Genomic DNA, 25382 nt, shown 5'->3' on the forward strand with positions numbered 1-25382 from the left:
CCATGGGTCCCGGATAGCGCTCACGCGCTTCCGGGATGACGGGGGGTTCAGCGTTTCGGTCTCAGGCCGAGTTTGGCAAAGAGGGCAGCGTCGCTCTTCGGTTCGGGGTTGGGGGTGGTGAGGAGCGCGTCGCCTACGAAGATGGAGTTGGCGCCTGCGAGGAAGGCCAATGCCTGGGTCTCCTCGGACATGGTCTCGCGGCCTGCGGAGAGGCGTACCACGCTCTCCGGCATGGTCAGCCTGCAGACGGCGATGGTGCGGACGAGCTCGATCGGCTCCACCGGCTCGCTCATCGAAAGCGGTGTACCTTCGATGGGGACGAGAGCGTTGATCGGTACGCTGCCCGGATGTTCGGGCAGGGTGGCGAGGGTATGGACGAAGCTGACCCGGTCCTCGCGAGTCTCGCCCAAACCTAGGATACCGCCGCAGCAGGTGGAGATGCCCGCTTCGCGCACCACCTCCAGCGTGTCGAGACGCTCGGCGAAGCTCCTTGTGGTGATCACTTTGCCGTAGTGCTCTTCGGAGGTGTCGATATTGTGGTTGTAGTAGTCGAGCCCCGCCTCTTTCAGCGCGCCAGCCTGTTCGGCCGTCAGCATACCGAGGGTCATGCAGGTCTCGAGCCCTAGATCCTTCACCCCCCGGATCATCGCCGCGATGGCGGGCAGGTCGCGGGGTTTGGGAGAGCGCCAGGCGGCACCCATGCAGAAGCGCGTGGCGCCGCCCTCTTTCGCCTTTCTCGCCTCGGCCAGAACCTCTTCGGTGGCCATCAGCTTGGAGGCCTTGAGCCCGGTGTCGAACTTGGCCGACTGGCTGCAGTAGCCGCAATCCTCGGGACAGCCGCCGGTTTTGATGGAGAGGAGCTGGGCGGCCTCGATCTCTTCCGGATCGAAGTGCTCTCGGTGGACCGTCTGGGCACGGAAGAGAAGTTCCGGGAAGGAGAGCGTGAAGAGGCTTGCGATCTCCTCACGGGTCCAGTCGTGGCGGAGGGCGGAGGGGGCTTGGTCGAGGGGCATGATCTACTCGCTACCTACGATACGGACGTCATCCCGGCCAGCGAGCCGGGACCCATGGACCGTTCTGGTGGTCCAGTTGCAGCCGATAGTCCATGGGTCCCGGATAAGTGCTGCGCACTTTCCGGGATGACGTCGGAAGAGAGTTCAGCCCTTCGGCGTCAGCTTCATGATCCGGCCTTCGCCGCGGTCGCCGCCGTCCTCGATGAGGTAGACCTCGCCTTCAGGCCCCTCGACCACGCCGCGGATGCGGGTGTTCATATCGAAGCGCTCGGCCTCGCAGATGTCGCGGCCGTCGAGCTCGCACTCCATCGTCACGCGGATGAGCGCCTTGGAAGACAGCCCGCCGATCAGCGCCGAGCCGGTCCAGTCGGAGAAGGCGTCGCCCTGGTAGATGACCAGCGAGGAGGGGCTGATGACCGGCGTCCACCACTCGTCCGGCGCGCGGAAGCCGTCGCCTTCGGAGTGGTCGGGGATCTCGCGGCCCGAATAGTGGTCGCCGTTGGAGACCGTGGGGTAGCCGTAGTTCTCGCCGCGCTCGATCTTCTGGAACTCGTCGCCGCCCTTGGGTCCCATCTCGACCTCCCAGAGCTGACCGTCGCCGTCGAAGGCGATGCCGAGGGGGTTGCGCATGCCGACGGTCCAGAACTGCTTGGCCACGCCCCCCTCATCGGCGAAGGGGTTGTCGTCCGGCACCGTGCCGTCGGGGCGGATGCGGATGATCTTGCCGAGGTTCATCTTCATGTTCTGGGCGGGGTTGAACTTCTGCCGCTCGCCCGAGCTGATGAAGAGGTACTCGCCGTCGGGGGTGAAGGCGAGGCGGTGGCCGTAATGGCCCTGGCCCGTCACTTTGGGGGTCTGTTGCCAGATCACCTCGTAGTCTTCCAGGGCGCCGGTCTCGAGGTTCAGGACACCCCGGCCCACGGCGGCGCCCTGACGGTTGCGGCGGCCGGGCTCGGCATAGGAGATATAGACCATGCCGTCGTTCTCGAAGTCGGGGCTCAGCATGATGTCGCCGAGGCCGCCTTGGCCGCCGAACTCGGCCTCCGGCACGCCGGAGATCTCCATCTCGGTTTCGCCCTCGGCGTTCACCACCAGGAGCTGGCCCGCCTTCTCGGTCACTAGCATGCGCCCGTCGGGCAGAAGCTGCATGGCCCACGGATGCTCCAGGTCGGCGATGGTCTCGATCTCGAAAGGATGCTCGGCGGGGGAGGGCTGGAGGACTAGCGCAGTGGTGATGAGAAGGCTGGTGAGCATGGGTGTCTCCTAGGGCTTTTGGGGGATGTAGGCGGCGGCGGCGGAGAAGCGAAGGGGAGAGGGCAGCGGCGCGGAGAGGTCCGCATTACAACCCTTTGCCATCGTCATCCCGGGCGCGTAGCCGGTTGAGCCGCAACACGGATCGACGGACCCATGGACCAACCATCGTAGAACGCACGGCGGTCGTTCTGCTGGCTATATCTTAGGCCATGGGTCCCGGATAGCCTTCGGCTTCCGGGATGACGACAGAACGGCGGTTTCGGCGCTTCATTGGAACGGTCAGATCCCCCTATCAGGCTCAGCCTCGGCCAATCCCAGGACATCCAGCGCAAAAGCATAGTCCGCCGCTCGCTCCTTGAGGCGCTCGAACCTGGCCGCCGAGCCGCCGTGCCCTGCGGTCATGTTCATGCGCAGGAGGAACGGGCCGCCGCTTGCCTTCTCGCGCAGGCGGGCGACCCATTTGGCGGGCTCCCAATAGGTGACGCGGTAGTCCGTGAGCCCCCCGGTGGCGAGCACCTGGGGATAGGTCTCGCCGGGGCGGATATTGTCGTAGGGGGAGTAGGCCTTGATGGTTTCGTAGGCTGCCTTGTCGGTGATCGGATCGCCCCACTCCTCCCATTCGGGCGGGGTGAGGGGGAGGTCGGCGTCCGAGATGGTGCTGAGCACGTCGATGAAGGGCACCGCGCCGATGACGCCTCCATAGAGGCCAGGGTCGAGGTTCATGGCGGCGCCGACGAGGAGACCGCCCGCCGATCCTCCGTAGGCGACGATGCGGCCGCGCTTGGTGATGCCGCGCTCGATCAGCGCCTCGGCGGCGTCGTTGAAGTCGCGGAAGGTGTTCTCTTTCTTGTCGAGCTTGCCAGCCAGGTACCATGGCCGCCCCTTAGCCGAGCCGCCCCTGATATGGGCCACCGCAAAGACCGCACCCCTGTCCACGAGGCTGAGGACGTGGGAGGAGAAGTCATCGTCCACATAGATGCCATAGGCGCCGTAGCCGTAGAGGACGACCGGCAGGTCGCCGTTCGGCTCGACATTCTTTCTACGAACGAGGACGACGGGCACCTCCTCGCCGTCCCTCGCCCTGGCCTCGATGCGCTCGACCACATAGGCGCCCGTGTTGTGTCCGGAGGGAATGGCCTGCGTCTTGCACAGCTCCCTGGTTCGCGCCTTCATGTCGTAGTCGAACACTTGCGCGGGCTGGTTGGGGCTCTCATAGGCGAAGCGGATCACATCGGTCTCGAACTCGCCCCAGCCCATGAGCGACAGCGCATAGGCCTCCTGCTCGAAGGTCAGCGCGTGCTCTTCGCTGTGGTCGTAGCGGGAGACCACGATGCGCGGCCTCGCGTCTTCCCTCTCCTCACGGACGATCCAGCCCTTGAAGAGGACGATGCCCGCCACATAGGTGCCGGGGCGGTGGGGCAGCCAGTCCTGCCAGTTGGCTTTGGAGGGGTCGCTTTCAGGCGCGCGGGCCACCTTGAAGTCGGTGGCATCGTCCGCATTGGTGTGGATGAAGAACTCGCCATTCGCGTGGTCTACATCATAGAGCACACCCGGCTGGCGCGGCTCCACCACGCTGGGCTCACCGGCTGGGTCGTCGAGACGTAGGATACGCTCTTCGGAGGTGTTGCCGTTGCCGATGCTGATGACGAGGTAGACGTCGGACGAGGTCTCGGAGATCGACAGGAACATGCCGTCATCCTCCTCCTCATTGACCAGCCGGTCCTGGGAGGTATCCGTACCGAGAACATGGTGCTTCACGCGCTTGGGCCGCTGGTTGTCGTCCCGCTCCACATAGAAGAAGCTCTTATCATCCTTGGCCCAGACCACCGAGCCGTCGGTGGAGGGGATGAGGTCGCCGAACTCCTTCTCACCGGAGAGGTCGCGCACACGGATGTCGTAGTACTCCGACCCCAGACGGTCGACTGCGTAGGCCATCAGCTTGTGGTCCCAGGAGACATCCACCCCGCCGATGGAGAAGAAGTCCTCGCCCTCCCCTTCCCTGTCACCGTCGAGAAGCACCTCCTCCTCGCCGCCGCCTGCAGGCTTGCGGCAGATGACGGGGTACTGACCGCCCTCGCGGAAGCGGTTGTAATAGGCGTAGGGGCCGTCCTTCATGGGGACGGAGCTGTCGTTCTCCTTGATCCGCCCGCGCATCTCTTCGAACAGCGCCGCCCGCAGGGCTTCGAGATGCTTCGTCCGGTCCTCGTAATAGGCGTTCTCGGCTTCGAGATGCTCGCGGACGTCGTCGCGCAAGAGGGTCGGATCGCGCAGGACCTCCTGCCAGTTGTCGTCGCGCATCCAGGCGTAGGGGTCCTGACGCTCCTCCCCGTGCTGGGTGATAGCGTGGGGGACTTTCTTCGGCTTGGGCGCGTCGGTCATCGGTACTCCTTGGGGGCAGGCGGGCCGCCTATGTGGCGGGGGCCGGGCGGGGGCGCAAGGAAGCGGCGTAGCGGCGTAGGGCGGTCAGCCTCAAAGGGATTGACCGCGAGCTGTAAGCGCAGTTCTTGGATACGCGGCCAACGGCTTTGCCGCTGACCGCCCTACGGTAGTGGGGCCGGAGCTACGGGTTCGTCCTCGACCAGAATCCAGCTGTCCTTGAACGAGGTGACCGGAAGCCCCGGTGCTTCCGGCACCTGCACTTGCCTGACCTCGTAGGTCATGCCTTCTGCAGCCAGACGCTCCGCGAAGGCGTGCCAGCCTACGGCGTTGGTCTTGAGCTCCGTGGTCTCACCATAGCTGTAGGTGCCGGTCAGATCTTCGTGGAAGGAAAGGAAGTAGTCCTCACGCCAGGCCCAGGTGACAAACACCCCCTCTTTCTGGACGGCGATGACCATCTGTTCGAACTCGCGGCGCCCCAGCGAGCGGGACAACGCATCCCTCATCGTCTTCGTCAGCGCCTCTGGGTTCGGGTAGATGGTAACAGCACCTGCCCTGATCGCCTGTTCGAGTTCGCTGGGGCTCTCGAATGCCGGATTGGGGGGAACGGGACGAGCCTCCGTTGGCTGTTGGATCGAGGAGGACAGCGTTGCCAGATCGGCGTTGCTGGCGACAACTCGTTCGAAGGCGGTGCTACCCGGCTCTCCCAGACGGTAGCGCAGATACCAAAGGTCCTCAGCGTCGGCCTTTTCGGGCGCTGCCAGTAGCAGCTGGGCCTGGGACTCTGCCGACCAGGTCAGCGGCTTGAAGAGCGGGGTCTGCAGGAACACTGCTACGCCCACCAGCATCAGGGACAGGACGATGTTCCCCATGCGCAGGACTCCCCACTGCCCTGCCAGCGCGGAGACGGCGTAGAGCGGTGCGTAGCCTGCAAGGATGCCCACCGCGACGATGGCAGCGATACGGTTGGGTGTCAGCCCCTCCGCGCCGATCCTGATCCAGAGGCCGTAGCCTGCGAGCGCCACCAGGAAGACCAGCATCAGACCGAGCGCCCTGGCCGCGGCTGTGGGCAGGGCCTTCACCGGCTCCCCCTCCTCAGCCACCACGGCGTTGATCATGACGATGGCGATGGCAGCGGTGACCGCCAGGGTGACCACGGGGCTCAGCCCCTCGATGATCGAGCCGAAGCCGCGCACCATGACCCCCGCCAGAAAGATCGCGGCGGCGGCGGCGAAGATGGGGCTGAGGGTTCGGATCAGGGCGAAGGAGATGCCCCGGAAGGCCAGCACCGCCTGCTCTCGCTGCCGCACGATGCAGGCGCCGGTCCCCAGAAGCGCTCCGAGGATGATCGCGTTGAACCATCCCGTTCCCAGAAGCTCGGTGAGAACATCGAGGCCGATGAAGTCGAACAGACCTGCGACCAGCCACGCCAAGAGGTAGCCGACCCCCATGAAGCCGAGGGAGATCGCCACGACCGCCGGGTTGTTCCAGGCCTCGGAGTAGAGCCTGCGATAGTCCGCCAGCCCTCCCCCGCCGGTGAACGCCTTGAGATAGGGGATGAGCACCCCAACCGTCCCAAAGGCGAGGAGAACCAGGAGGACCATACCGTCCTCGGAGCCAAGTTCCTGGTGCAGGCCCGTATAGAAGAGGCCGCCTATCAGCACGGCGACCGACAGCCCTACCAGCGCTGCGCGGGGCCAACGCCCCTCATAGACCGTCAGCATGTAGGTCCCGCCGCCGATCAGGATGGCCATCACCCCGGTGGTCGATAGGGGCATGTCGGTCAGCCTCAGGCCGATCCGATCACCGAACCACCAAGCCATCCAGCCGAAGAGCGCGCCCGGCAGGGTGAAAAGAAGCAGCACGGCCCGGCTGCTGGCGGGAACTGCGGTAGTGCTGGAGGACGCCATGACCCACTCCCTGTCCTAACGGACATGTTCGCATGGGGGAGCTGATTGGCAAGGAGAAAGATCGCCTAGTGGACACCGCGTTCGTCCAGCCGCTTCTGGCCGGTATGGCCGAAGATTTCGCAACGTGCGAGGCACTACCAACAGGGTAAGCTGCCCTTTGTGGCGGCGCTCAAACCTAGCAGAGACCTAGCCTTCAGTGGTATGGCCAGCAGTTCTGAGCTGTGTTCTGGCGTTGGATATGGAGGCGAGCTAGTCCTTCGGCAAAGGAGGCTTCCATGGCCGAACTGCGCGTCTATTTTCACTTCCGCAGCCCCTACTCCCGCATCGGGCTGCACCATATCGCCCGCGCCGGGCTGGAGAAGAAGCACGCGCTGTCGCTGCATGTCTTCACCGCGCCCGCAGGGGGTGCGGCGTTCCTCAACCCCACCGATAGCAAGCCGAAGCTGCGCTACATCATGGAGGACGCGCCTCGGATGACCATGCGGGCGGGGCTGCCCATCATGCCGCCGCTTCGTCCCGAGCCCGACTACGGCGCAGCGATTGCCGCCTTCCATGTCGCAAGAGAATACGGCGCGGGCCTGCCCTTCGCCCTGGCGGTCAGCGATGCGCGGTGGGGGAAGGCAGAGGACATCGCCGATCCCGATGTGCTGCAGACATGCGCTGCGCAGGCGGGGCTACCGAGCGGCGCCGACCTGACGGCTGCTCCGGCGGGCGCGATGGCGGCGGACGAAGCCGCTGTCGAACAGGACGGCGCCTTCGGTGTCCCCTTCGCGGTCCTCGACGAGGGCGGCAGCAAGCAGAAGTTCTGGGGTCAGGACCGCTTCGAGCTTCTGGTGGAGCTGGCGGGCTAGCTCTTCTCCTCGTCCAGCGGTACGCCGTAGAGCTCCAGCCGGTGGTCGACGAGGCGGAAGCCGTGCTCCCTCGCGATCTTCTCCTGCAGGCGCTCGATCTCCTCGTTGACGAACTCGATCACCTCGCCGGAGCGGACATTGATGAGGTGGTCGTGGTGCTCGGGCGTCGCCTCTTCGTAGCGGGAGCGGCCATGGCCGTCCTGGAAGTCATGGCGCTGCACCACGTCGTAGTCCTCTAGGAGGCGCATGGTGCGGTAGACGGTGGCGATGGAGATGCGGTCGTCGATCTCGGCGGCGCGGCGGTGGATCTCCTCCACGTCGGGGTGATCGTCCGCGCTGGAGATCACGCGGGTGATGACCCGGCGCTGATCCGTCATTCTCAGGCCCTTTTCGGCGCAGATCTTCTCGAGACGGTCCATGTCAGGTTCCTCCGCTGAGGCTGCGCCGCAGAACCGCCGCGTCCTCGCCATTGCCGTAGTAGCGGCGCCTCAGCCCGACCCGTTCGAAACCGAAGCGGTCGTAGAGCGCCAGTGCCGCCTTATTGGCGACGCTCACCTCCAGAAACAAGCTCTCAGCGCCGCTCGCCTTCGCCGCAGCCATCGCCCCGGTAAGAAGGCGGCTGCCAGTGCCCTGTCGCCTTCTGCCCGCTGCAATGGTCAGGATCTCCGCTTCGTCGCCGAGAAAGCGCACCACCACGAGGCCTAGAGCGGGCTCCCCCTCCACCAGCACCCTGTCGGCGGCGCTCTCTCCGGCGGAGCGAAAGAAGCCTTCGTCCCACCCCCCGCCGGGGAAGGCGGCGGCATGTATCCTAGCCAGAAGCGCCGCTTCGCCCGGCTGCATGGGGCGGATGGTCACGGCAGGAGAGCTCTGGCCGGCTTGGCGTCGGGCGCCCTGAGATAGAGGGTGCGCAAGGGGGCGGGCGTCTTCTTCCCAGTGAGGAAGAGGAGCGCTTCAGGCGGAATGAAGTCAGGGCCTTCAAAGGCAAGGCCAAGCGCAGGTCCGGCATTGCCGAGGCGCCGCGCTGCCCCCGCCAGGCTTGCGGCTGCCTCGTCGTAGCTCACGAGCTGCGGGTCGGCGATGGCCTCTCCCCTCCTGAAGAGCTGGCAGTAGACCTGGCCCCGCCGCGCGTCGATGGCGACGGCCCCCGTGCCGCCCCCCGCCTCCGCAAAGGCCTCGAGTGTGGTGAGGGGAACGGTCTCGGCGCCGCTGGCCATGGCGAGGCCCTTGGCGAAGGCGATGCCGACCCGCTGGCCCATGAAGGAGCCGGGACCTACCGTCACACCGATGCGTGAGAGCTGGGAGGCTTCCGCCCCTGCCTCGCGAAGCAGCCCAGCAAGTGCAGGCGCGATCCGCTCCGCATGGCCGACGCCGATCTCTTCCGACACCGAAACCATCTCTCCGGTATCTGTCTTCAGCCCGAGGGTCAGTCGGCTGAGGCAGGTGTCGATGGCGAGCAGCACGGGCGCCCGGTCAGGCGACGGCTTCGACGGCGTTCACCTCGGGCACGTAGTGCTTGAGGAGGTTCTCGATCCCGCTCTTGAGGGTCATGGTGGAGGACGGGCAGCCAGCACACGCCCCCTGCATGGTCAGGTAGACGATGCCGTCGCCGGGCTCGAAGCGGTGGAAGATGATATCGCCGCCGTCCTGGGCCACGGCGGGTCGCACGCGGGTGTCGAGAAGCTCGATGATCTGCTCGACGATCTCCCGCTCCTCGCCCTTATAGTCCTCGGGCGCAGTGGTCCCGGAGGCGGCCGCCGCCCGGCCCTGGTCGAGCACCGGGATGCCCGCCGCGAGGAAGTCGGCGATGGTGCCGAGGACGGCGGGCTTGATGTCGTCCCAGTCCACGGTCTGGTCCTTGGACACGGTAACGAAGCTGCCGCCCAGATAGACCGAGACCACCCCGTCCACGTCGAACAGGGCGGTGGCCAAAGGCGAGATTTTCGCGGCCCCCGGCGAGGGAAAGTCCATGCCGAGCTGCCCCTCGCCCAGCACGGGCTGATCAGGCAGGAACTTCAAGGACTGCGGGTTCGGCGTGTCTTCGGTGCGGATATGCATGGGGGTGAGATGGCTGCTCGCGCGGTGGAGTGCAAGCGGTGAACATGATGGTTGCGCCGCTCCCAGTTTGTTCACAACTTTGAGGTATGGAACCCGTTTCGCTGGTGCTCGGCTCTTTCCTCTCCGCTCTCTTCGCTATGCCGTGCCAAGGCGGGATGGATAGAGCGATGGCGCGTTTGAAACGCGGCGAGCTGGACCCCAACCACAATATCTTGCGCGCAGCGAGTTACGCCAGGTGGAATGCGAGCCTGCATCTTCTTCAGGCGCATTGGGATGAGTGCATAGAGTGGGCACGCGCCCAGGATCGTTACGGCGTCGTCAACACTGGCCGGTGGGAAGAAGGCCTGGCGGTACGAAAGCAGCTCAACAGACGAATGAGCCGGGTTCACGACAAGGATATGGCAGAGGCCATGGGGCTGGGCGACGGTCAGTATAAAGAAGTCCAGACGGCGATGCGCGATCTTCTGGCCGCCGAGAAGAGTGAGAAGGCTGATCCGCGGGAAGCCCTTACGATAGCGGCCCTTGACGAGCTTTCTTCATGGGCGGGTTGGGACCAGGTTCCCCCGCCTCTTAAGCGCGCTTTCAAGGCGGAGACCAACGGGTTCGCCGACGCGTTCCGCGCCAGTATCGGAGAGCTGCAAGCCACGAACGAAGCGCGGTGGAAGGCGTTTCAGAAGATACACGCTGCGCTCACCCGCGAGGAGATACTGGCCAACACGGAGCACGGGGTCGAGCAAAACGAAAAAATACTTGCCGAGCTCGGTGAGCTGCGTTCTGTACTCGAGGGGAAGATCAACGAGCTCCAGGCCAATGAGCAGCTGGTCAACACCTTCCTCGCTCGCATTCTTGACCGCCATGTCCCCAAAACGCTGTGGGCCGACGAGTTTGACAGTATCGTAGCACGCTGGCGCAGCGCCTCCCATGAATTGGTGGCACCAAGGAACCAAGCCGCGGAGTTTGAACAAGAGCGGCGCCGCGCCAAGGAGGCTCTCGACGGCGGTCAGCTCGAAGAGGCCGAGAATATTCTCGCCACCCTGCGGGCAGAACGGCGAGCCCGCCGCGAGGAAGAAAAAGCGCAGCAGCTCTTCGAGCAACAACAGCGCGAGGCCCGCTGGCGAGAGGAGCAGCAAGCCGATGCGGAGCTGCTGAAAGAACAGGCCGAGATCGTCGCTGTCACCGAGCCCATGCGCGGTGCTGCGCTACTGGAGGAGGCCGCCAGAGAACTGCCTGATGCGCCAAGCGAGTTGTGGGCCGATTGGCTTGAACAATCTGGTGACCTCGCAGGTCGGGAAGGTGAAATCTACGCCGTACCTGGAGCACTTGAAAAGAAAGTCGATCTATTAAGTGAGGTTGCAGGTTGGCGAGGCGCAGGTAGCGAATGGGCAAGGCTCAAGAACAAGCTCGGCAACGCCCTTCTGGTCATCGGCGAACGCGGCCATAACGATTCTCTCGTCCGTGCTGTAAAGGCTTATGATGAGGCACTTCTCGAACGCACTCGCGAGAGGACCCCTCTTGACTGGGCCACGATTAAGAACAATCTCGGCAGCGTCCTGTCGATCATGGCCGCGCGCGGAAATGACGACGCCCTACCTCGTGCCATAAAAGCCTTTGGTGAAGTCCTCCTCGAACGCACTCGCGATAGGGACCCCTTCAACTGGGCTGCGACAAAGAGCAATCTTGGCAACTCCCTGTCAATCCTAGGCGAGCGCGGCGATAGTGATGCACTCTGCCAAGCTATCGAAGCTTATGAGGATGCTCTTGTCGTATGGACACGCGATGAGGCCCCCCTTCGTTGGGCCACGGCCAAGCACAATATGGGAAGTGTATTTCGGGTCCTTGGTGAGCGCGGAGATGAAAACGCACTTCAACGCGCTGTCCGTGCTTACGAGGAAGTTCTACTCGAACGCACCCGCGATAAGGTCCCGCTTCAATGGGCTAAGACCAAAAGTAATCTCGGAAACGCCCTTCGGTTCATTGGTGAGCGGGGAGACAACGAGGCTCTTCGGGCAAGTCTTGTTTGTCACGATGAGGCGCTGGAGGAGCTGACTGCGGAACGGGCGCAAGCCTTGCATGACATGGCCACACGAAACCGTGCGAAGACCCTCGCTCTTATCAAAGAACGGGGTCTCTGACACCGCTCCCCGCCTTTTCCTCTTGATCCTACCTGCGCGACGTGGCTTTGCCTTAAGGAAAACCGGCGAGGTCCCCTTGGCTGACGATACCACAACCAAATTCACCGATGACGAAGCGCTCGATTTCCACTCCCGCGGCAAGCCGGGGAAGCTGGAGGTGACGCCGACCAAGCCCATGGCGACCCAGCGGGACCTGTCGCTCGCCTACTCGCCCGGCGTGGCGGTGCCGGTGAAGAAGATCGCCGAGGACCCCGACAGCGCCTACGACCTCACAGCTAGAGGCAACATGGTGGCGGTGATCTCCAACGGGACCGCGATCCTGGGGCTCGGCAATCTGGGCGCGCTGGCGTCGAAGCCGGTGATGGAGGGCAAGTCGGTGCTCTTCAAGCGCTTCGCCGATATCGACTCGATCGACCTCGAGGTGGATACGGAGGACCCCGACGCGTTCATCGACGCGGTGAAGCATCTCGGCCCCTCCTTCGGCGGCATCAATCTCGAGGACATTCAGGCCCCTGACAGCTTCTATATCGAGGAGCGCCTCAAGGAGCTGATGGACATCCCCGTCTTCCACGACGACCAGCATGGCACCGCCATCATCGCCGCCGCCGGGCTCCTCAATGCCTGCGACATCACCGGCAAGAGGATGCAGGACATCAAGGTCGCGGTCTCGGGCGCGGGCTCGTCGGCCTTGTCCGTGGTCAGCCTCTTCAAGACCCTCGGTGTGCGCCACGAGAACGTGCTGATGGCCGACCGCGGCGGCGTCCTCAGGGTGGGCCGGGACAAGCCGATGAACCAGTGGCAGTCCGCCCATGCGGTGGAGACCGACAAGGAGACCCTGACCCAGGCCATGGAGGGCGCGGACGTCGCCATCGGCCTCTCCGTGGGCGGAGCGTTCACGCCTGAGATGGTGCGGTCGATGGCGTCGAACCCGATCATTTTCGCCATGGCCAACCCCACGCCTGAGATTACCCCTGAACAAGTCGCCGAAGTGCGCGGCGACGTCATCATGGCGACGGGGCGTTCGGACTACCCCAACCAAGTGAACAACGTTCTGGGCTTTCCCTATATCTTCCGCGGCGCCCTCGATGTGCGTGCACGGACGATCAACGAGGAGATGAAGGCCGCCTGCGCCCGCGCCCTCGCCGACCTCGCCCGCCAGGACGTGCCCGACGAAGTCGCCAACGCCTATGGCACGCGCCTTCAGTACGGGCCGGGCTACATCATCCCGACGCCCTTCGATCCGCGGCTGATCTCCGCCATCCCCCCCGCCGTCGCCAAGGCCGCCTGCGACACGGGTGTTGCGAGGAAGCCGATCGAGGACTTCCCCGGCTACGAGAACAAGCTCGCCACGCGCCTCGATCCGTCTGCTGCGTTCCTTCAGAAGGTCTACGCCTCGGTCAGGTCGTCGGAGCCCAAGAAGCGCATCGTCTTCGCCGAGGGCGAGGAGGAGGTGGTGATCCGCGCCGCCCACCAGTTCCAGAGCCAGGGGCTCGGGCAGGCGATCCTGATCGGACGCGACGACAATGTCCGCCGCCAGATGACTTCGCTGGGCCTCTCCTCCCACCAGGACATGGAGATCTGGAACGCCCGCGAATCGGCACAGACACGCCTTTACACGGACTATCTCTACAAACGGCTTCAGCGCCAGGGCTATCTGGAGCGTGACTGCCGCCGTCTCGTCAACCAGGACCGCAACACCTTTGCCGCCTGCATGCTGGCCAGTGGTCACGCCGACGGCATGGTGACGGGGGTGACGAGGCACTACAATGTCGCTCTACGGAATGTCCGCTTCGCCCTCGACCCCAGGCCAGGCGAACGGGTAATCGGCATGTCGGTGATCCTGTCCAAGGGGCGGACGGTCTTCATGGCCGACACCTCGATCGCCGAGTACCCGACCTCGGAGGAGCTCGCCGACATCGCGGTCCAGTCCGCCCATGCGGTGCGCCAGCTCGGCTTCGAACCCAGGGTCGCCTTCACCAGCCACTCGAACTTCGGTAATCCTGATACGGAGCATATGCGCCGCATCTCTGACGCGGTGCGCATCCTCGACGAGCGGGTGGACACGGATTTCGAGTATGAGGGCGAGATGACACCGCGGATGGCGCTCAATGCCCGCCTGCGGAAGATCTACCCCTTCAGCAGGCTGACGGGGGACGCGAACCTCCTCATCACGCCGGGGCTGCATTCAGGTGGCATCGCCTCGAAACTGCTCGCCGAGATCGGCGGCGCGACGGTCATCGGCCCTGTCCTTATCGGCCTCTCCAAGCCCGTGCAGATCGTCCAGACGGGGGTGCAAGTGAACGACATCCTGACCCTCGCCGCCATCGCCGCCTACGAGCTCGACCAGGAGCACCGGGAGTGGGCGGCGGGCAGCGGCACACGGCCTGCGGTCTAGATAGGGGCGCCGCCGCGCTATTCGCGTAGGCTTGCGGCCCTTGATCTTGCCACGAACTGAAGGATCAGCTCGTCCTCGCTGGCGATGAACTCCTTCGGGGGCATGGCGAAGAACGCCTTCACCGCCCTGGCGAAGTGCGCCTGGTCGTAGAAGCCGGCGTCCTGCGCCAGGCGGGCGAGCACCTCCGGTCGTCCGTCTTGGACAGCCGCCGCCAGGCAGTTCATCTGCACGATACGCCGGTAGGTACGCGGAGGAATGCCCACGATCCTGCCGAAGGTCCGGCTGAGATGGCGCTCGCTGATGCCGGCCTCCTCTGCCACCTCGTCGATCCGCGCCGTCCCCTGGGACGCCTCGAGCCGGGAAAGCGCAAGCCGGACCGCATCGGGAGCTTCGAAGCGCTTTTCGCCGTGGGCCTGCCACCAGGAGGAGAAGATCGCCGCTGCGGCGCTCGGGTCCTCGTCACCGCTGAACGCCGCGGAAAGCTCACCGAACGCACCAGCGAAGTCAGGAGCCAGCTCTTGAGGGGGCAGAGCACGGTGGGTGGCCGCCGCACCTTCGATCCCAAAGCAGAGATAGGGAGCGAGGGGGTCGAGTTCGGCGAGGAAGTGCCGCAGCGGTCCCGAACTGCCCATGATCACGGTCTCCTCCGCGATCTGACCGGACAGATGAAGGCCGACCGCATCGAGGTCGAGCGTCCACCCCGCCACCCGAGCCCAAACCCTGCCGGAGATCACCGCTCCGAGATAGGGAAAGCCTGTGGGCAGCGCCCTCCCCTCGAACGTCCGGGCCTCGCTGTCACGGCCGTAAACGAGGCGCCGGACCAGGGAAGGCGTGCCTTGGGGCTCGTCGATCGTCTGGTAGATATTTGGATTCACTGCGTTTCCCCGAGACGAAGACTTGGAACACCGAAGCATGACGTGTCCGCTAGCTAAAATCCTACGCGAAGTTTAGCCGGTGGCCGAAATATACAAGCAGTTCGTCAAAACTTGGTTCAGCTTGGAAAGGGGCGATGCGGTGATTGCGCCGCGCCTTTTGTCTAAACCGGCTTTCTTCGGGGGAAGAGAAACATGAATTATTTCAGAACAGTACTGATCGCAGGAGCGATGGCTGCAACGGCAACTGGCAGCGCCTTGGCGGCGCCTGTCCAGTATCAGGGGATCACCTTCCCTGGCGGCATCAGCTCTTTTGCCGACCGGGTCGTCTCGACGGATACGGGCGAGCTCGCACCGACCAACACGTTCAACCTGATCGCCGACAACGCCATCGGCACGCCGGACAATTTCGCCCGGTCCCTAGGCCGGGGCGGCAACATCGTCCTTCAGTTCACGGACAACGCGCTGACGGGTTCGGGCGACGATGCCGAGGATCTCTTCGTCTTCGAAGTGGGTCCCGATATTGAGGACACGGAGGTCGAGATCAGCCAGGACGGCGTCAACTTCATCAGCGTGGGGCGGGTCTTCGGCTCCACCTCCCGGATCGACATCGACCCGTTCCTTGCGAGTGCAGGGCTCGATCCGTTTACGAAGTTCTTCTTCGTCAGGCTGACGGATGTCGCCAGCGAGGGTCAGCAGTTCGGCCAGTATGTCGGGGCCGATATCGACGCCCTCGGCGCCATCTCCTCGGTCGAGATCTCGCCCGTTCCGGTTCCGGCGGCAGCCCTTCTCTTCGGGCCGCTGGCAGCAGGCCTGTTCTGGCGCCGCAAAGGCTGAGGTTTCTCAGAACTTACGAATGAAGAGAAAGGCGGCTCGCCTCAGTGGGCCGCCTTTTTCGGTGGTGCGCCGGTTTGGACATCTGTGTGAAGACAAGCGCGGCACCCACCTCTCCCTCCGTGAGAGGTCGAAGGCTGTGTAGCAGGCTTCGGGTGAGGGCATTTTCGTACTAGCTCAATCAACTGCTCGCCCTCACTCGACATCGAAGATGTCGATCTCTCCCAAAGGAAGAGATGAAGGAGCGTGCGCCCTCAACGAGGACGCTTACAAACTATGCAACCGCGCTTCTTCCGTCTACTGAGGTGCGCGTTTCGCCAGGATGCGCTGGAGGGTTCGGCGATGCATGCCGAGCCGTCTCGCCGTTTCCGAGACGTTGTGGTTGCAGAGCTCGTAGACCCGCTGGATGTGCTCCCACCGGACCCGGTCGGCGGACATAGGGTTCTCGGGCGGCTCAGGCAGCGAGCCTGCCTTGGCGAGGAGCGCCTTCTCCACATCATCGGCATCGGCGGGCTTGGCGAGGTAGTCGATGGCGCCCGCCTTTACCGCCGCGACGGCCGTCGTGATGTTGCCGTAGCCGGTCAGGATCACCGCGCGGGCATCGGCGCGCTGCTCGTGCAGGAAATTGACGATGTCGATGCCGTCGCCGTCGTCGAGGCGCAGGTCCACCACGGCGAAGGCAGGCGCGCTCTGGCGGATCGCCGATTTCGCCTCGCTCACGCTCTCGGCCAGGGTGGGCTGGAAGCCGCGCTTCTCCATGGCTCGGCCGAGCCGGGTGCGGAAGGCCTGGTCGTCGTCCACGATCAGGCAGCTCACATCCTGGGGCAGGCCGCTTTGGGCGGGGGCGGCGGTGCTTGTCTCACTCATGTTGCGTAGGCCTCCACGGCGAAGTTCTTCTCGACTGATGTGGTCTTTTCCACCAGCTCGGCCAGCGGCCAGGACACCGAGACCCAGGCGCCTCGGGAGGCGCTGCGATTGCCCACCTCGACGAGCCCGCCGGTCCGCTCGAGCAGGGTCTTGGCGATGAAGAAGCCAAGCCCGAGCCCCCCCTTGCCGTCGTCCTTCTTAGCGGCGGGGCGCGGATAAGGTTTGCCGAGGCGGATCATGGTCTCATGGGGGATGCCGGGGCCGTCATCGAGCACCCGCACTCTGAGGTCGCGCTCGGACCAGCCCGCCTCTATGACCAGTTTGGAGGAGGCGTATTTGTGCGCGTTCTCGATCAGGTTGCGTAGGCCGTAGATGATCTCGGGTCGCCGCTGAAGCTTCTCCGGCAGAGGGCCGCTTTCGGTATCGAAACGGAACTCGATCTGCTTCGTGCTCTCGTCGAGAAAGGGCCTTGCCGCCTCGCGCAGCAGGGCGTCGAGGGAGATGGCGTTGTGCACGGCGTCCCCCGCCTCGCCGTTCTCGGACAAACGCCTGAGGATGCGCTGGCAGCGCTGGGTCTGGCTGATGAGGAGGCTGGCATCCTCCTTGAGGGGGCCTTCGGGCAGCTCCCGCTCCATCTCGCGGGCGGTGATCTGGATGGTGCCCAGCGGCGTGCCGAGCTCGTGGGCGGCGGCGGCGGCAAGGCCGTCGAGGGCGGTCAGACGCTCTTCCCGGCTGAGGGCGAGCTGCGCTGCGCCAAGCGCCTCGCCGAGCTTCTCCCGCTCCCGCGCCACCCGGTAGGCATAGGCCGAAGTGAAGGCGACGCCCATCACCAGCGCGGCCCACAGCCCCAGATTATAGACCTGCGGCACCTCGAAGCCGTCATCGGTGGTCCAGGGCAGCGGCGAGTGCCAGAGCGACAATACGGTGTAGCAGGCGATCACCAGGGCAATGACGACCGCCGCATAGGCCGCCCGCGCCGAGCTCGCCGCCAGCATAGCCTGCATGATCAGCCACAGGGCGAAGGGGTTCTGAATGCCGCCGGTGAAGAAGAGGATGACGCTGATCTGCAGCGTGTCGAAGGAGAGGTAGCCGACGATCTCCCGCTCGGTCAGCACCCGCGCCGGGCTGAAATTCAAGGTGGCGTAGAGGTTCACCGCCGCCCCGGCGGCGATCGCCACCAGCACCTGTGCCAAAGGCAGCTCGAAGCCGAAGCCGAACTTGACCACGGCGAGAACCACCACTTGGCCCAGAACGGCAAACCACCGAAGCCCCGTCAGCGTACCCTGCCGCAGGATCGAGGGATGATCGGAGAGAACGGGGCTCATCATGACAGACGCCTTAGGCTGCGTCAGCGGGACTTAGCACCGGAGGAAGGGAGGGCCAAAGGACGCGGTCCAGACTACCCCCGTAGGACGACCAGCAAAGCCGGCCGCGTGATGCTGGCGGGGGCGCTCGTGATGCGCGGCCAGCTTCGCTGTCCGCCCTACGGCGTTCGCCTCCATTTATCCTCGCTCCTTCCCCCGCCGTCATCCCGGCCGTAGCAAAGCGCGGAGCCGGGACCCATGGACGACCTTCCGTAACGAGGAGCGCCCATCCTTCGGTAGACTACCCTCAGGCCATGGGTCCCGGAAGCCTTCGGCTTCCGGGATGACGGAGGGACCAGGACCACCCCCGTAGGGCGGACAGGCCTGAAGGGCTTGGCCGCGTAATGCTGGCGATGGCGCTTGTGATGCGCGGCCAACGGCTGTGCCACTGTCCGCCCTACGGGTACGGTGAAGGTAGCCGTCTGCCGGCGTCTACCCTACGCCTCAACTTAGTCCCGGTAACCCGGCTGCTCGCGCTCCAGCTTGCGCATCAGGGCAGGCCAGATGAGGCTGTCGGCGGCCATCATGAGGCCGCCCTTGCCGATCATCTCGTTCTTGCCGATCACCTCGTCCTGGGTGGCGTAGAGGGGCTTGCCGGAGGACATGGTGGCGATCTGCATCGAGCAGGCGCGCTCCAGGAAGTACATGCGGGTGAAGGCCTGGGCCACCGTGCTGCCCACGGTCAGCGTGCCGTGGTTTCTGAGCAGCATCGTGCCCTTGTCGCCAAGGTCCGCCTGAAGGCGCGGGCGCTCGTCATGGTCGAAGGCGACGCCCTCATAGTCGTGATATGCGAGGTCGCCGATGATGAGCTGCGAGGTCTGGTTGAGGGGCAGGAGGCCCTCGGCCTGGGTCGCGACGGCCGTGCCGTCCACCGTGTGCAGGTGCATGACGCAGTTAGCGTCCTCGCGGTGCATGTGAACGGCGGAGTGGATGGTGAAGCCCGCCGGGTTCACGTCGTACTCGCTCTCCTCGACCTTGCCCCCGTCCATGTCGATCTTGACCAGCGAGCCGGCGGTGATCTCCTCGAAGAGCATGCCGTAGGGGTTGATGAGGAAGTGGTGCTCCGGTCCCGGCACGCGGGCGGAGAGGTGGGTGAAGACGAGGTCGTCCCAGCCGAACATCGCCACCAGACGGTAGGCGGCGGCAAGGTCGTTTCGGACCTGGCGCTCTTCGGGGGACATGGAGGAGGGGTGGGCCGTGGTCGTGGTGCTCATCGGGTTTCCTTCGCCTCGGGGGCCGCTTCTTCGCAGCTAGCCTAGCAGACTGGGGGCGCCCTGCCACAGGGGAGGATTTGATTCAGTTCCTGCTGAAACTTTCATTGCGCGCCTGCGAACATTGACGCAGCATCATAAGCTAATTTGTCGCAATCTGGGGGCGGAGGGAGCCTTGCAGGAAACGAAACGCGCATTGACCATTCACCACGCCAGCCCCCGCGGCTTCTGCGCCGGGGTCGAGAGGGCCGTGGAGATCGTCGAGCTGGCGCTGGAGCGCTACGGCCCGCCGGTCTATGTCCGCCACGAGATCGTCCACAACAAAAGGGTCTGCGACGAGCTTCGCGCCAAGGGCGCCCGCTTCGTCGAGGAGGTCTCCGAGGTGCCCAAGGGCGCAGTCGTGATCTTCTCCGCCCACGGTGTCGCCCGCCGGGTCGAGGATGAAGCTACCCTGCGCGAGCTACAGCCCATCGACGCCACCTGCCCCCTGGTCTCGAAGGTCCACCGCGAGGGCCAGCGCTACGCCGATCAAGGCTACGACGTGGTGCTGATCGGCCATCGCGGCCACCCTGAGATCACCGGCACCCTCGGCCGGATCGCAGGCCAGGTCTATGTGGTCGCCGACGAGGAGGAGGCCGAGGCGCTGAGCCCCGAACGCCCGGAACGCCTGGCCTACGTCACCCAGACCACGCTCAGCCTGACCGATACCCAAGGCACGATCGAGGTGCTGAAGCGCCGCTTTCCCCATATCATCGGGCCGAGCACCAAGGATATCTGCTACGCCTCCCAGAACCGGCAGAACGCGGTGAGCGAGCTTCTCTCCGACGTCGATCTTCTCCTCGTCGTCGGCGCGCAGAACAGCTCCAACTCCGCCCGCCTTAGGGAGATGGGCGAGGCGAAGGGCATTCCCTCCTACCTCATCGACGGGGCGGAGGATCTCGACCCCGCCTGGTTCGAGGGGGTAGAGCATGTGGGCCTGACCGCGGGCGCCTCCGCGCCTGCGATCTCCGTGAGAGAGGTGACGGCCCGCCTGGGTGAGTGGTTCTCCCTGACCGAGCGGACGCGGGTCACCGTGACCGAAACCACCCAGTTCAAGCTTCCGCCGGGTCTTGCATCTGCGAACAAGAACCCCCAACCCACTGTTTAAGATTTTCCCGGTACCGCCTGCAACAAGGTGCCGCCAAGGAGTAGCCGATGTCCGTTCCCGTCCGCCAGGCCGCCACCGTCGCTGCCTATATCGCCAAGCAGAAAATGCTCGGGCGCAAGCGCTACCCCCTGGTCCTGATGCTGGAGCCGCTGTTCCGCTGCAACCTCGCCTGCGCTGGCTGCGGCAAGATCGACTACCCCGCCCCCATTCTCAACCAGCGCCTCTCGCCTGAGCAGTGCTTCAAGGCGGTGGATGAATGCGGCGCGCCCATGGTGGCGATCCCCGGCGGCGAGCCCCTGATCCACAAGGAGATCGGCGAGATCGTCGCGGGGCTGGTCGAGCGCAAGAAGTTCGTCAGCCTCTGCACCAACGCGCTTCTTCTCGAGAAGAAACTCGACCTGTTCGAGCCCTCCCCCTACCTCTTCTTCTCCGTCCACCTCGACGGCCTGAAAGAGCATCACGACGACGCCGTGTGCCAGGAGGGCGTCTTCGAGAAGGCCGTCAAAGCCATCAAGACGGCCCAGGATAAAGGCTTCCAGGTCAACACCAACGCCACCATCTTCGACGGCTACCCGGTGGAGGAACTCGCCGACTATCTCGACGAATGCGCTAAGATGGGCGTCAACGTCACCATGTCGCCCGGCTTCGCCTATGAGCGTGCGCCGGACACGGAGAACTTCCTCAACCGTCAGAAGACGAAGAACTACTTCCGTGAGCTGTTCAAGATCCGCGATGAGCGCGGCTCCAAATGGACGCTCAGCCACTCCGACCTTTACCTAGACTTCCTCGCGGGCAATCAGGAGATGCGCTGCACCCCCTGGGGCATGCCGACCTACAATGTGTTCGGATGGCAGAAGCCTTGCTACCTTCTCGGCGAGGGCCATGTCGATACCTTCAGCGAGCTGATGGAAGAGACGGACTGGGACAGCTACGGGACAGGCGCCTATGAGAAGTGCGCCGACTGCATGGCCCATTGCGGCTACGAGCCGACGGCGGCCGACATGTCCTTCTCCAAGCCGTGGAAGCTTCTTCCCTTGATGGTGAACGGCATCAAGACCGAAGGACCGATGGCGCCCGAGATCGACCTGCGCGCCGCCCGCCCGGCCATCGACGTGCACGAGGAGATCGTCGCCGCGAAGATGGACGAGCTCGCCGCGGAGAAGCGCGCCAAGGAGGCGGCTCCCAAGGAGCGGGTGAACCTGATCGACAACGTGAAGTAGCGGGTGAACCTCTCCCTCGGGAGAGGTCCAAATCTACTGATTTGGGGAGAGGGGTTTGCGACCGCACCCCCCTCTCTCGACATCGAAGATGTCGATCTCTCCCAAGGGAGAGATATTTCCCCCTCTCAGAACGTCAGCAGGTACTTCGTACCTGTCGCCTTGGCGTTGCACTTCGCCATCGCCTCCGGCTCCAGAAGCTCGTCCATGGTCAGCTCGCCGGTATAGTGGCTGGCGAAGGTCGTGGTCAGCTCGGAGGCGACCCGCATCGCCATGGCCATGCGTTGCTCCTGGCTGATCGAGGCGAGGAAGTTCGTCAGCAGGAACCCACCTACGCCCCAGGCCATGCCGACCGAGGGCGGCACACGGACTTCCGACAGGTCGAGGCGACCATAAACATAGACCTGTTTGTGGACGGAGGAGCCGTAGCGGCTGTACTCGGTCATCTTCTTCTGCTGGCTGATCTCCATGGCGGTGATGATCTTGCCCGCAAGGTCGCCGCCGCCCACGGCATCGAAGCCGACCGTCGCGCCGGTGGCATCGCAGGCCGCCACCAGCTCCTTCATGAAGCTCTCTTCCTTCAGGTTCAGCGCATAGTCCGCACCAAGATCTTTCAGGATCGCCTGCTGCTTCGGCGAGCGGACGATGTTGATGAGGGGGAAGCCGTCCTTCTTGGCGATCCGCTGCAGCATCTGGCCCAGGTTCGAGGCGGCCGCCGTGTGTACGAGGGCAGGCGAGCCGTCACGCTTCATCACCTCGGTCATGGAGAGCGCCGTCATCGGGTTGACGAAGCTCGACGCGCCGTCGCGTGCGCTTGCGCTTTCGGGCAGCGGCATGACGAGCTGCATGGGAACAGAGCGGTACTCCGCATACATATCTCCGCCTGCAGCGGCGACGCGCTTGCCAATCATGCCTTCGGGCGCGCCCTCGCTGGCCGCGACCACCGTGCCCGCGCCCTCATTGCCGGCGCCGAGCTTCTGGCCAAGCCGTGTGCTGAGAAAGGCCTGCGCCTGTTCGGGCACGGGCATGCTGAGCGTGTCGCCTTCGCGTGCGCCCTCCTCCGGCACGGCGGGGCCGACCAGGAGGGCCAGGTCGGAGGGGTTCACCGGAGCGGCCTCGAGCTTGATGAGGAGCTCGCCGGGGCCGGGGCGGGGCGTGTCCACCTCTTCGATACGGAGTTCGAGCGCCCCGTCCTTGGTCGCTTCGGAGACGAGGCGGCGCATACGGGCTGGCGTGTCGGTCATGGGGTTTCCTTCCGTTGGTTGGGAAGGAGCTACGCCGCGAGAAGGGCGGTGGCTAGGTCGCTACTGCGGTCCGGTTTCTCCCGTCAGCGAGAGAACGATGTCACGCCCCGCCGAACGCAACGTCTCATGGCCGAGGGAAGCCTGCTGCCCGAGGCGCAGCATGGCAGGCAGGTCCTGGGGGCGGCGCAGCAGTCTCAGCACCGTGCGCCAGGTATCGACGTCGCCGTCCGGCGTCACCGCGCCGCGGGCAGCGGCGGGCAGCGACTGGCCCGCATCATCGGAGATCGCCCTGATCACGTAGAACGGCAGTCCTGCCTCTGAAGCCGCGCGGGCGGCGGCGTGGCTCTCCATGTCCACCGCATCGGCGCCCGAGGCCTCTTGCAAGCGCCTTTTGTGAGCTGCACTGACGACCAGCTCGTCCGAGCCTAGAAGCGTGCCCTCCTGGCCGGGAAGGGAGGCAGCCTCGAAGGCTTCCCCTGTTTCGGTGACCACGCGAGCAGGAAGGAAGAGCGCACCGGCCTGCAACCCCCTCGTGAGAGCCCCGGCCAGGCCGACCGAGACGACGGCTTCCGCCCCCTCCGCGATCAGGCGCCTCGTTCCCTCGTAAGCACGGGCCGTGTCTGCCCCCGAGATAGCGGCGCCTTGGCCTACCTTTCCCAGCGCAGCAGCTTCGGATCTCAGACCGCAGACGATCCCCAGGCGCACTACATGCCCCAGCCCTGGGCCGGGTGGTTGGCGCTCGCCATGCGGTCGTAGCGCGCCGTGGCCCAGAGGGGGAAGAAAGCGGCGTAGCCGTGATATTTAAGGTAGAAAACCTTGGGGAAGCCGGTGCCGGTGTAGAGGTCCTCTTCCCAGCGGGGGGTCTCTTCCTCACGCGGAGCGTTGCGCAGCCATTCGGCGGCCTTGGCGACCTCGTCGGAGGCGATCTCGCCGGCGGCCATCAGGCCCATCATCGCCCAGGCGGTCTGGGAGGCGGTGGAGGGCTGCTCGCCGCCGCGGCCTGCCGCTTCGTAGCTCTCCAGCCCCTCGCCGAAGCCGCCATCCGCGCGCTGCTGCCCCTTGAGCCAGGAGGCGGCCTTCCGCACCCAGGGTTCGGAGAGGTCCACATCGGCGCTCTCCAGGCAGACGAGCACGGACCAAGTGCCGTAGATGTAGTTCGACCCCCAGCGGCCGAACCAGGAGCCGTCCTCTTCCTGGTGGCGCTTCAGATACTCAACACCCAGGGCGATCTCTTTGGCGTAGAGGTCCTTGTCCACCTGGGACAGACATCCGACGCAGCGGGCGGTCACATCCACCGTGGGCGGATCGAGCAGCGCGCCGTGGTCGGCGAAGGGGATGGAGTTGAGGTAGAAGTGCTCGTTCTCCGGCTCGAAGGCCCCCCAGCCCCCAGAGGAGGACTGCATCCCGGCGATCCATTCACAGGCGCGGTCGATATTCTCTTTGTACTTCGGATCACCCTGCCGGTGCATAGCCATGGCGACGACGGCAGTGTCGTCCACATCGGGGTAGTCGGGGTTCTCGTACTGGAACGCCCAGCCGCCGGGGCGCACATGGGGGCGGCGGGAGATCCAGTCGCCTCGGTGCTCCAGGATCTGCTTGTCTGCCAGCCAGTCTAGCATCTTCTCCAGGCGTGGGTCCTGGGTCTCGCCTGCCTCGAGGAGGGCGTGGGCGGAGAGACCGGTGTCCCAGACCGGCGAGACGCAGGGCTGAAGATAGAGCTGGTCGCCGCGCCAGACCTTGAGGAGGTCGATCGAGCGGCGGGCGGTCTTCATCGCCTCGCTGTCAGGACTATAGCCGAGAACCTTCAGCATCATGACGGCGTTGGCCATGGCCGGGTAGATGGCACCCAGGCCGTCCTCGCCGTTGAGGTGCTCGAGGACGAACCGCTCCGCCTCCCGCAGGGGCGCCTCCCGAAGCTTTTCGGGCACGCGGGGCTCCACCGCATGCAGCACCTTGTCGAGCGCCAGAAAGAGCGAGCCGACCTTGGTGCCGCTGGGGTTCACCTGCCACTTCGTCTCCTGCTCCGGCGGCGTGACGAAAAGCTCCGTAAGCTGCGTGGAGCAGTCCTCCGCACGCGCCTTCTTCGCGTAGAGAACGAGTAGCGGGATCATCACCGTGCGCGACCAGTAGGCGATCTTGGAGATGTGGAAGGGAAACCATTTGGGCAGGCTCATTACCTCCACCGGGATGGCGGGGGTGCCGCGCCAGGGGATATGGCCAAAAAGCGCCAGCGCGTAGCGGGTGAAGACGTTGGCCCGTGCGGCCCCGCCCCTCGCCAGCACCCAGTCACGGGCACGGATCATCTCCGGCGTCTCCGGATCGACACCGCAAATCTTCAGCGCCCAATAGGCCTTCACCGTGGCGGAGAGATCGCCCGCGCCGCCGCGGAAGAGAGGCCAGGAGCCGTCCTCCTTCTGATCGTTCAGGAGGTAGCGCTTGATGCCCTCTTCTTCCTCCGGGTTCTTCTCACCCAGGAAGCGCAGAAGAAGGACGTATTCGGAGGGGATGGTGGCGTCGGCTTCGAGCTCGAAGACGATGTGGCCATCATCCTGCTGGAAGTCGAACAGGCGAGTGGTCTGCTCGGCGATCAGCTCACGGCGGGCCTGGGCTTGGTGGGCGGCGGAAGGGATCATGGGGTAC

At 65.0% G+C, this 25382-nt stretch carries 21 protein-coding genes; 6 read left to right on the forward strand and 15 right to left on the reverse strand.

Features of this window, described 5'->3' with window-relative positions; all coding sequences use genetic code 11:
- Positions 1-47: 47 nt before the first annotated feature.
- The 4 genes from bioB to NOG11_RS00020 all read right to left on the reverse strand — a co-directional run bounded on the left by bioB (position 48) and on the right by NOG11_RS00020 (position 6553).
- Complete coding sequence (gene bioB, locus NOG11_RS00005; protein ID WP_256617565.1) at positions 48-1013, reverse strand: biotin synthase BioB; 966 nt, start codon at positions 1011-1013, stop codon at positions 48-50.
- A 144-nt stretch (positions 1014-1157) separates the two neighbouring features.
- Positions 1158-2267, reverse strand: coding sequence for a PQQ-dependent sugar dehydrogenase (locus NOG11_RS00010; RefSeq protein ID WP_256617566.1), 1110 nt, complete (start codon positions 2265-2267; stop codon positions 1158-1160).
- Between the two features lie 279 nt (positions 2268-2546).
- Positions 2547-4646, reverse strand: a complete 2100-nt coding sequence (locus NOG11_RS00015) for a S9 family peptidase (RefSeq protein ID WP_256617567.1) — start codon at positions 4644-4646, stop codon at positions 2547-2549.
- A 161-nt stretch (positions 4647-4807) separates the two neighbouring features.
- Entirely contained in the window at positions 4808-6553 is a 1746-nt protein-coding gene (locus NOG11_RS00020) for a DUF4153 domain-containing protein (RefSeq protein ID WP_256617568.1), read from the reverse strand.
- A 275-nt stretch (positions 6554-6828) separates the two neighbouring features.
- Here NOG11_RS00020 and NOG11_RS00025 point away from each other — a divergent pair, with 275 nt between their 5' ends.
- Complete coding sequence (locus NOG11_RS00025) at positions 6829-7404, forward strand: DsbA family protein (RefSeq protein ID WP_256617569.1); 576 nt, start codon at positions 6829-6831, stop codon at positions 7402-7404.
- Here NOG11_RS00025 and NOG11_RS00030 read toward each other — a convergent pair.
- From NOG11_RS00030 to NOG11_RS15060, 4 genes are read right to left on the reverse strand one after another with little or no spacing between them, the layout of a single operon-like run.
- Positions 7401-7823 carry a Fur family transcriptional regulator gene (locus tag NOG11_RS00030; RefSeq protein WP_256617570.1) on the reverse strand — a complete coding sequence of 141 codons (423 nt, stop codon included), beginning with the start codon at positions 7821-7823 and terminating at the stop codon, positions 7401-7403. The genes NOG11_RS00025 and NOG11_RS00030 overlap by 4 nt on opposite strands.
- A gap of 1 nt (position 7824) precedes the next feature.
- Positions 7825-8259 (reverse strand): GNAT family N-acetyltransferase, encoded by a 435-nt coding sequence (locus tag NOG11_RS00035; RefSeq protein ID WP_256617571.1) that lies wholly within the window; start codon positions 8257-8259, stop codon positions 7825-7827.
- Positions 8256-8864 carry a tRNA (adenosine(37)-N6)-threonylcarbamoyltransferase complex dimerization subunit type 1 TsaB gene (gene tsaB / locus NOG11_RS00040; RefSeq protein WP_256617572.1) on the reverse strand — a complete coding sequence of 203 codons (609 nt, stop codon included), beginning with the start codon at positions 8862-8864 and terminating at the stop codon, positions 8256-8258. The genes NOG11_RS00035 and tsaB overlap by 4 nt, the downstream gene beginning before the upstream one ends.
- A 10-nt stretch (positions 8865-8874) precedes the next feature.
- Positions 8875-9459, reverse strand: coding sequence for a NifU family protein (locus NOG11_RS15060; protein WP_370468186.1), 585 nt, complete (start codon positions 9457-9459; stop codon positions 8875-8877).
- Between the two features lie 167 nt (positions 9460-9626).
- Between NOG11_RS15060 and NOG11_RS00055 the strand changes: the two genes are divergently transcribed.
- The gene (locus tag NOG11_RS00055; protein ID WP_256617573.1) at positions 9627-11591 is read left to right on the forward strand and encodes a coiled-coil domain-containing protein; all 1965 of its coding nucleotides are present in this window, start codon (positions 9627-9629) and stop codon (positions 11589-11591) included.
- 76 nt (positions 11592-11667) lie between these two features.
- Positions 11668-13986 (forward strand): NADP-dependent malic enzyme, encoded by a 2319-nt coding sequence (locus NOG11_RS00060; protein WP_256617574.1) that lies wholly within the window; start codon positions 11668-11670, stop codon positions 13984-13986.
- Positions 13987-14003: 17 nt separating this feature from the next.
- Here the strand turns inward: NOG11_RS00060 and NOG11_RS00065 are convergent, their stop codons facing one another.
- Entirely contained in the window at positions 14004-14861 is an 858-nt protein-coding gene (locus tag NOG11_RS00065; RefSeq protein WP_256617575.1) for a helix-turn-helix transcriptional regulator, read from the reverse strand.
- A 192-nt stretch (positions 14862-15053) separates the two neighbouring features.
- Here NOG11_RS00065 and NOG11_RS00070 point away from each other — a divergent pair, with 192 nt between their 5' ends.
- Positions 15054-15695, forward strand: a complete 642-nt coding sequence (locus tag NOG11_RS00070) for a hypothetical protein (RefSeq protein WP_256617576.1) — start codon at positions 15054-15056, stop codon at positions 15693-15695.
- 294 nt (positions 15696-15989) lie between these two features.
- Here NOG11_RS00070 and NOG11_RS00075 read toward each other — a convergent pair whose 3' ends face one another.
- The 3 genes from NOG11_RS00075 to NOG11_RS00085 form a co-directional block, all read right to left on the reverse strand.
- Complete coding sequence (locus NOG11_RS00075; RefSeq protein WP_256617577.1) at positions 15990-16559, reverse strand: ActR/PrrA/RegA family redox response regulator transcription factor; 570 nt, start codon at positions 16557-16559, stop codon at positions 15990-15992.
- Positions 16556-17887: an ActS/PrrB/RegB family redox-sensitive histidine kinase gene (locus NOG11_RS00080; protein ID WP_256617578.1), complete on the reverse strand. Its 1332-nt coding sequence runs from the start codon at positions 17885-17887 to the stop codon at positions 16556-16558. The genes NOG11_RS00075 and NOG11_RS00080 overlap by 4 nt, the downstream gene beginning before the upstream one ends.
- Positions 17888-18372: 485 nt before the next feature.
- Positions 18373-19137 carry a class II aldolase/adducin family protein gene (locus tag NOG11_RS00085; RefSeq protein WP_256617579.1) on the reverse strand — a complete coding sequence of 255 codons (765 nt, stop codon included), beginning with the start codon at positions 19135-19137 and terminating at the stop codon, positions 18373-18375.
- A 172-nt stretch (positions 19138-19309) separates the two neighbouring features.
- On the opposite strand from NOG11_RS00085, the gene ispH reads away from it, so the two are divergent.
- Positions 19310-20281 carry a 4-hydroxy-3-methylbut-2-enyl diphosphate reductase gene (ispH, locus tag NOG11_RS00090; RefSeq protein WP_256617580.1) on the forward strand — a complete coding sequence of 324 codons (972 nt, stop codon included), beginning with the start codon at positions 19310-19312 and terminating at the stop codon, positions 20279-20281.
- Positions 20282-20328: 47 nt separating this feature from the next.
- A complete protein-coding gene (hpnH, locus tag NOG11_RS00095) occupies positions 20329-21501 on the forward strand; it encodes an adenosyl-hopene transferase HpnH (RefSeq protein WP_256617581.1) in 1173 nt (390 codons plus the stop codon).
- Between the two features lie 125 nt (positions 21502-21626).
- Here hpnH and NOG11_RS00100 read toward each other — a convergent pair whose 3' ends face one another.
- The 3 genes from NOG11_RS00100 to shc are packed head-to-tail and all read right to left on the reverse strand — an operon-like array spanning position 21627 to position 25375.
- A complete protein-coding gene (locus NOG11_RS00100) occupies positions 21627-22742 on the reverse strand; it encodes a zinc-binding dehydrogenase (RefSeq protein WP_256617582.1) in 1116 nt (371 codons plus the stop codon).
- A 60-nt stretch (positions 22743-22802) separates the two neighbouring features.
- Positions 22803-23447, reverse strand: coding sequence for a phosphorylase family protein (locus NOG11_RS00105; protein WP_256617583.1), 645 nt, complete (start codon positions 23445-23447; stop codon positions 22803-22805).
- Positions 23447-25375: a squalene--hopene cyclase gene (shc, locus tag NOG11_RS00110; protein WP_256617584.1), complete on the reverse strand. Its 1929-nt coding sequence runs from the start codon at positions 25373-25375 to the stop codon at positions 23447-23449. The genes NOG11_RS00105 and shc overlap by 1 nt, the downstream gene beginning before the upstream one ends.
- Between the last annotated feature and the right edge of the window lie 7 nt (positions 25376-25382).

This window comes from Parvularcula maris, assembly GCF_024505085.1.
In the GTDB taxonomy this organism is placed as follows: Bacteria; Pseudomonadota; Alphaproteobacteria; order Caulobacterales; family Parvularculaceae; genus Parvularcula; species Parvularcula maris.

Excerpts from the sequence above, each read along its gene's own strand:
- bioB (WP_256617565.1), bottom strand. The coding sequence starts at position 1,013 with ATGCCCCTCGACCAAGCCCCCTCCGCCCTCCGCCACGACTGGACCCGT.
- NOG11_RS00010 (WP_256617566.1), bottom strand. The coding sequence starts at position 2,267 with ATGCTCACCAGCCTTCTCATCACCACTGCGCTAGTCCTCCAGCCCTCC.
- NOG11_RS00015 (WP_256617567.1), bottom strand. The coding sequence starts at position 4,646 with ATGACCGACGCGCCCAAGCCGAAGAAAGTCCCCCACGCTATCACCCAG.
- NOG11_RS00020 (WP_256617568.1), bottom strand. The coding sequence starts at position 6,553 with ATGGCGTCCTCCAGCACTACCGCAGTTCCCGCCAGCAGCCGGGCCGTG.
- NOG11_RS00025 (WP_256617569.1), top strand. The coding sequence starts at position 6,829 with ATGGCCGAACTGCGCGTCTATTTTCACTTCCGCAGCCCCTACTCCCGC.
- NOG11_RS00030 (WP_256617570.1), bottom strand. The coding sequence starts at position 7,823 with ATGGACCGTCTCGAGAAGATCTGCGCCGAAAAGGGCCTGAGAATGACG.
- NOG11_RS15060 (WP_370468186.1), bottom strand. The coding sequence starts at position 9,459 with ATGCATATCCGCACCGAAGACACGCCGAACCCGCAGTCCTTGAAGTTC.
- NOG11_RS00055 (WP_256617573.1), top strand. The coding sequence starts at position 9,627 with ATGGCGCGTTTGAAACGCGGCGAGCTGGACCCCAACCACAATATCTTG.
- NOG11_RS00070 (WP_256617576.1), top strand. The coding sequence starts at position 15,054 with ATGAATTATTTCAGAACAGTACTGATCGCAGGAGCGATGGCTGCAACG.
- NOG11_RS00075 (WP_256617577.1), bottom strand. The coding sequence starts at position 16,559 with ATGAGTGAGACAAGCACCGCCGCCCCCGCCCAAAGCGGCCTGCCCCAG.
- NOG11_RS00080 (WP_256617578.1), bottom strand. The coding sequence starts at position 17,887 with ATGATGAGCCCCGTTCTCTCCGATCATCCCTCGATCCTGCGGCAGGGT.
- NOG11_RS00085 (WP_256617579.1), bottom strand. The coding sequence starts at position 19,137 with ATGAGCACCACGACCACGGCCCACCCCTCCTCCATGTCCCCCGAAGAG.
- hpnH (WP_256617581.1), top strand. The coding sequence starts at position 20,329 with ATGTCCGTTCCCGTCCGCCAGGCCGCCACCGTCGCTGCCTATATCGCC.
- NOG11_RS00100 (WP_256617582.1), bottom strand. The coding sequence starts at position 22,742 with ATGACCGACACGCCAGCCCGTATGCGCCGCCTCGTCTCCGAAGCGACC.
- shc (WP_256617584.1), bottom strand. The coding sequence starts at position 25,375 with ATGATCCCTTCCGCCGCCCACCAAGCCCAGGCCCGCCGTGAGCTGATC.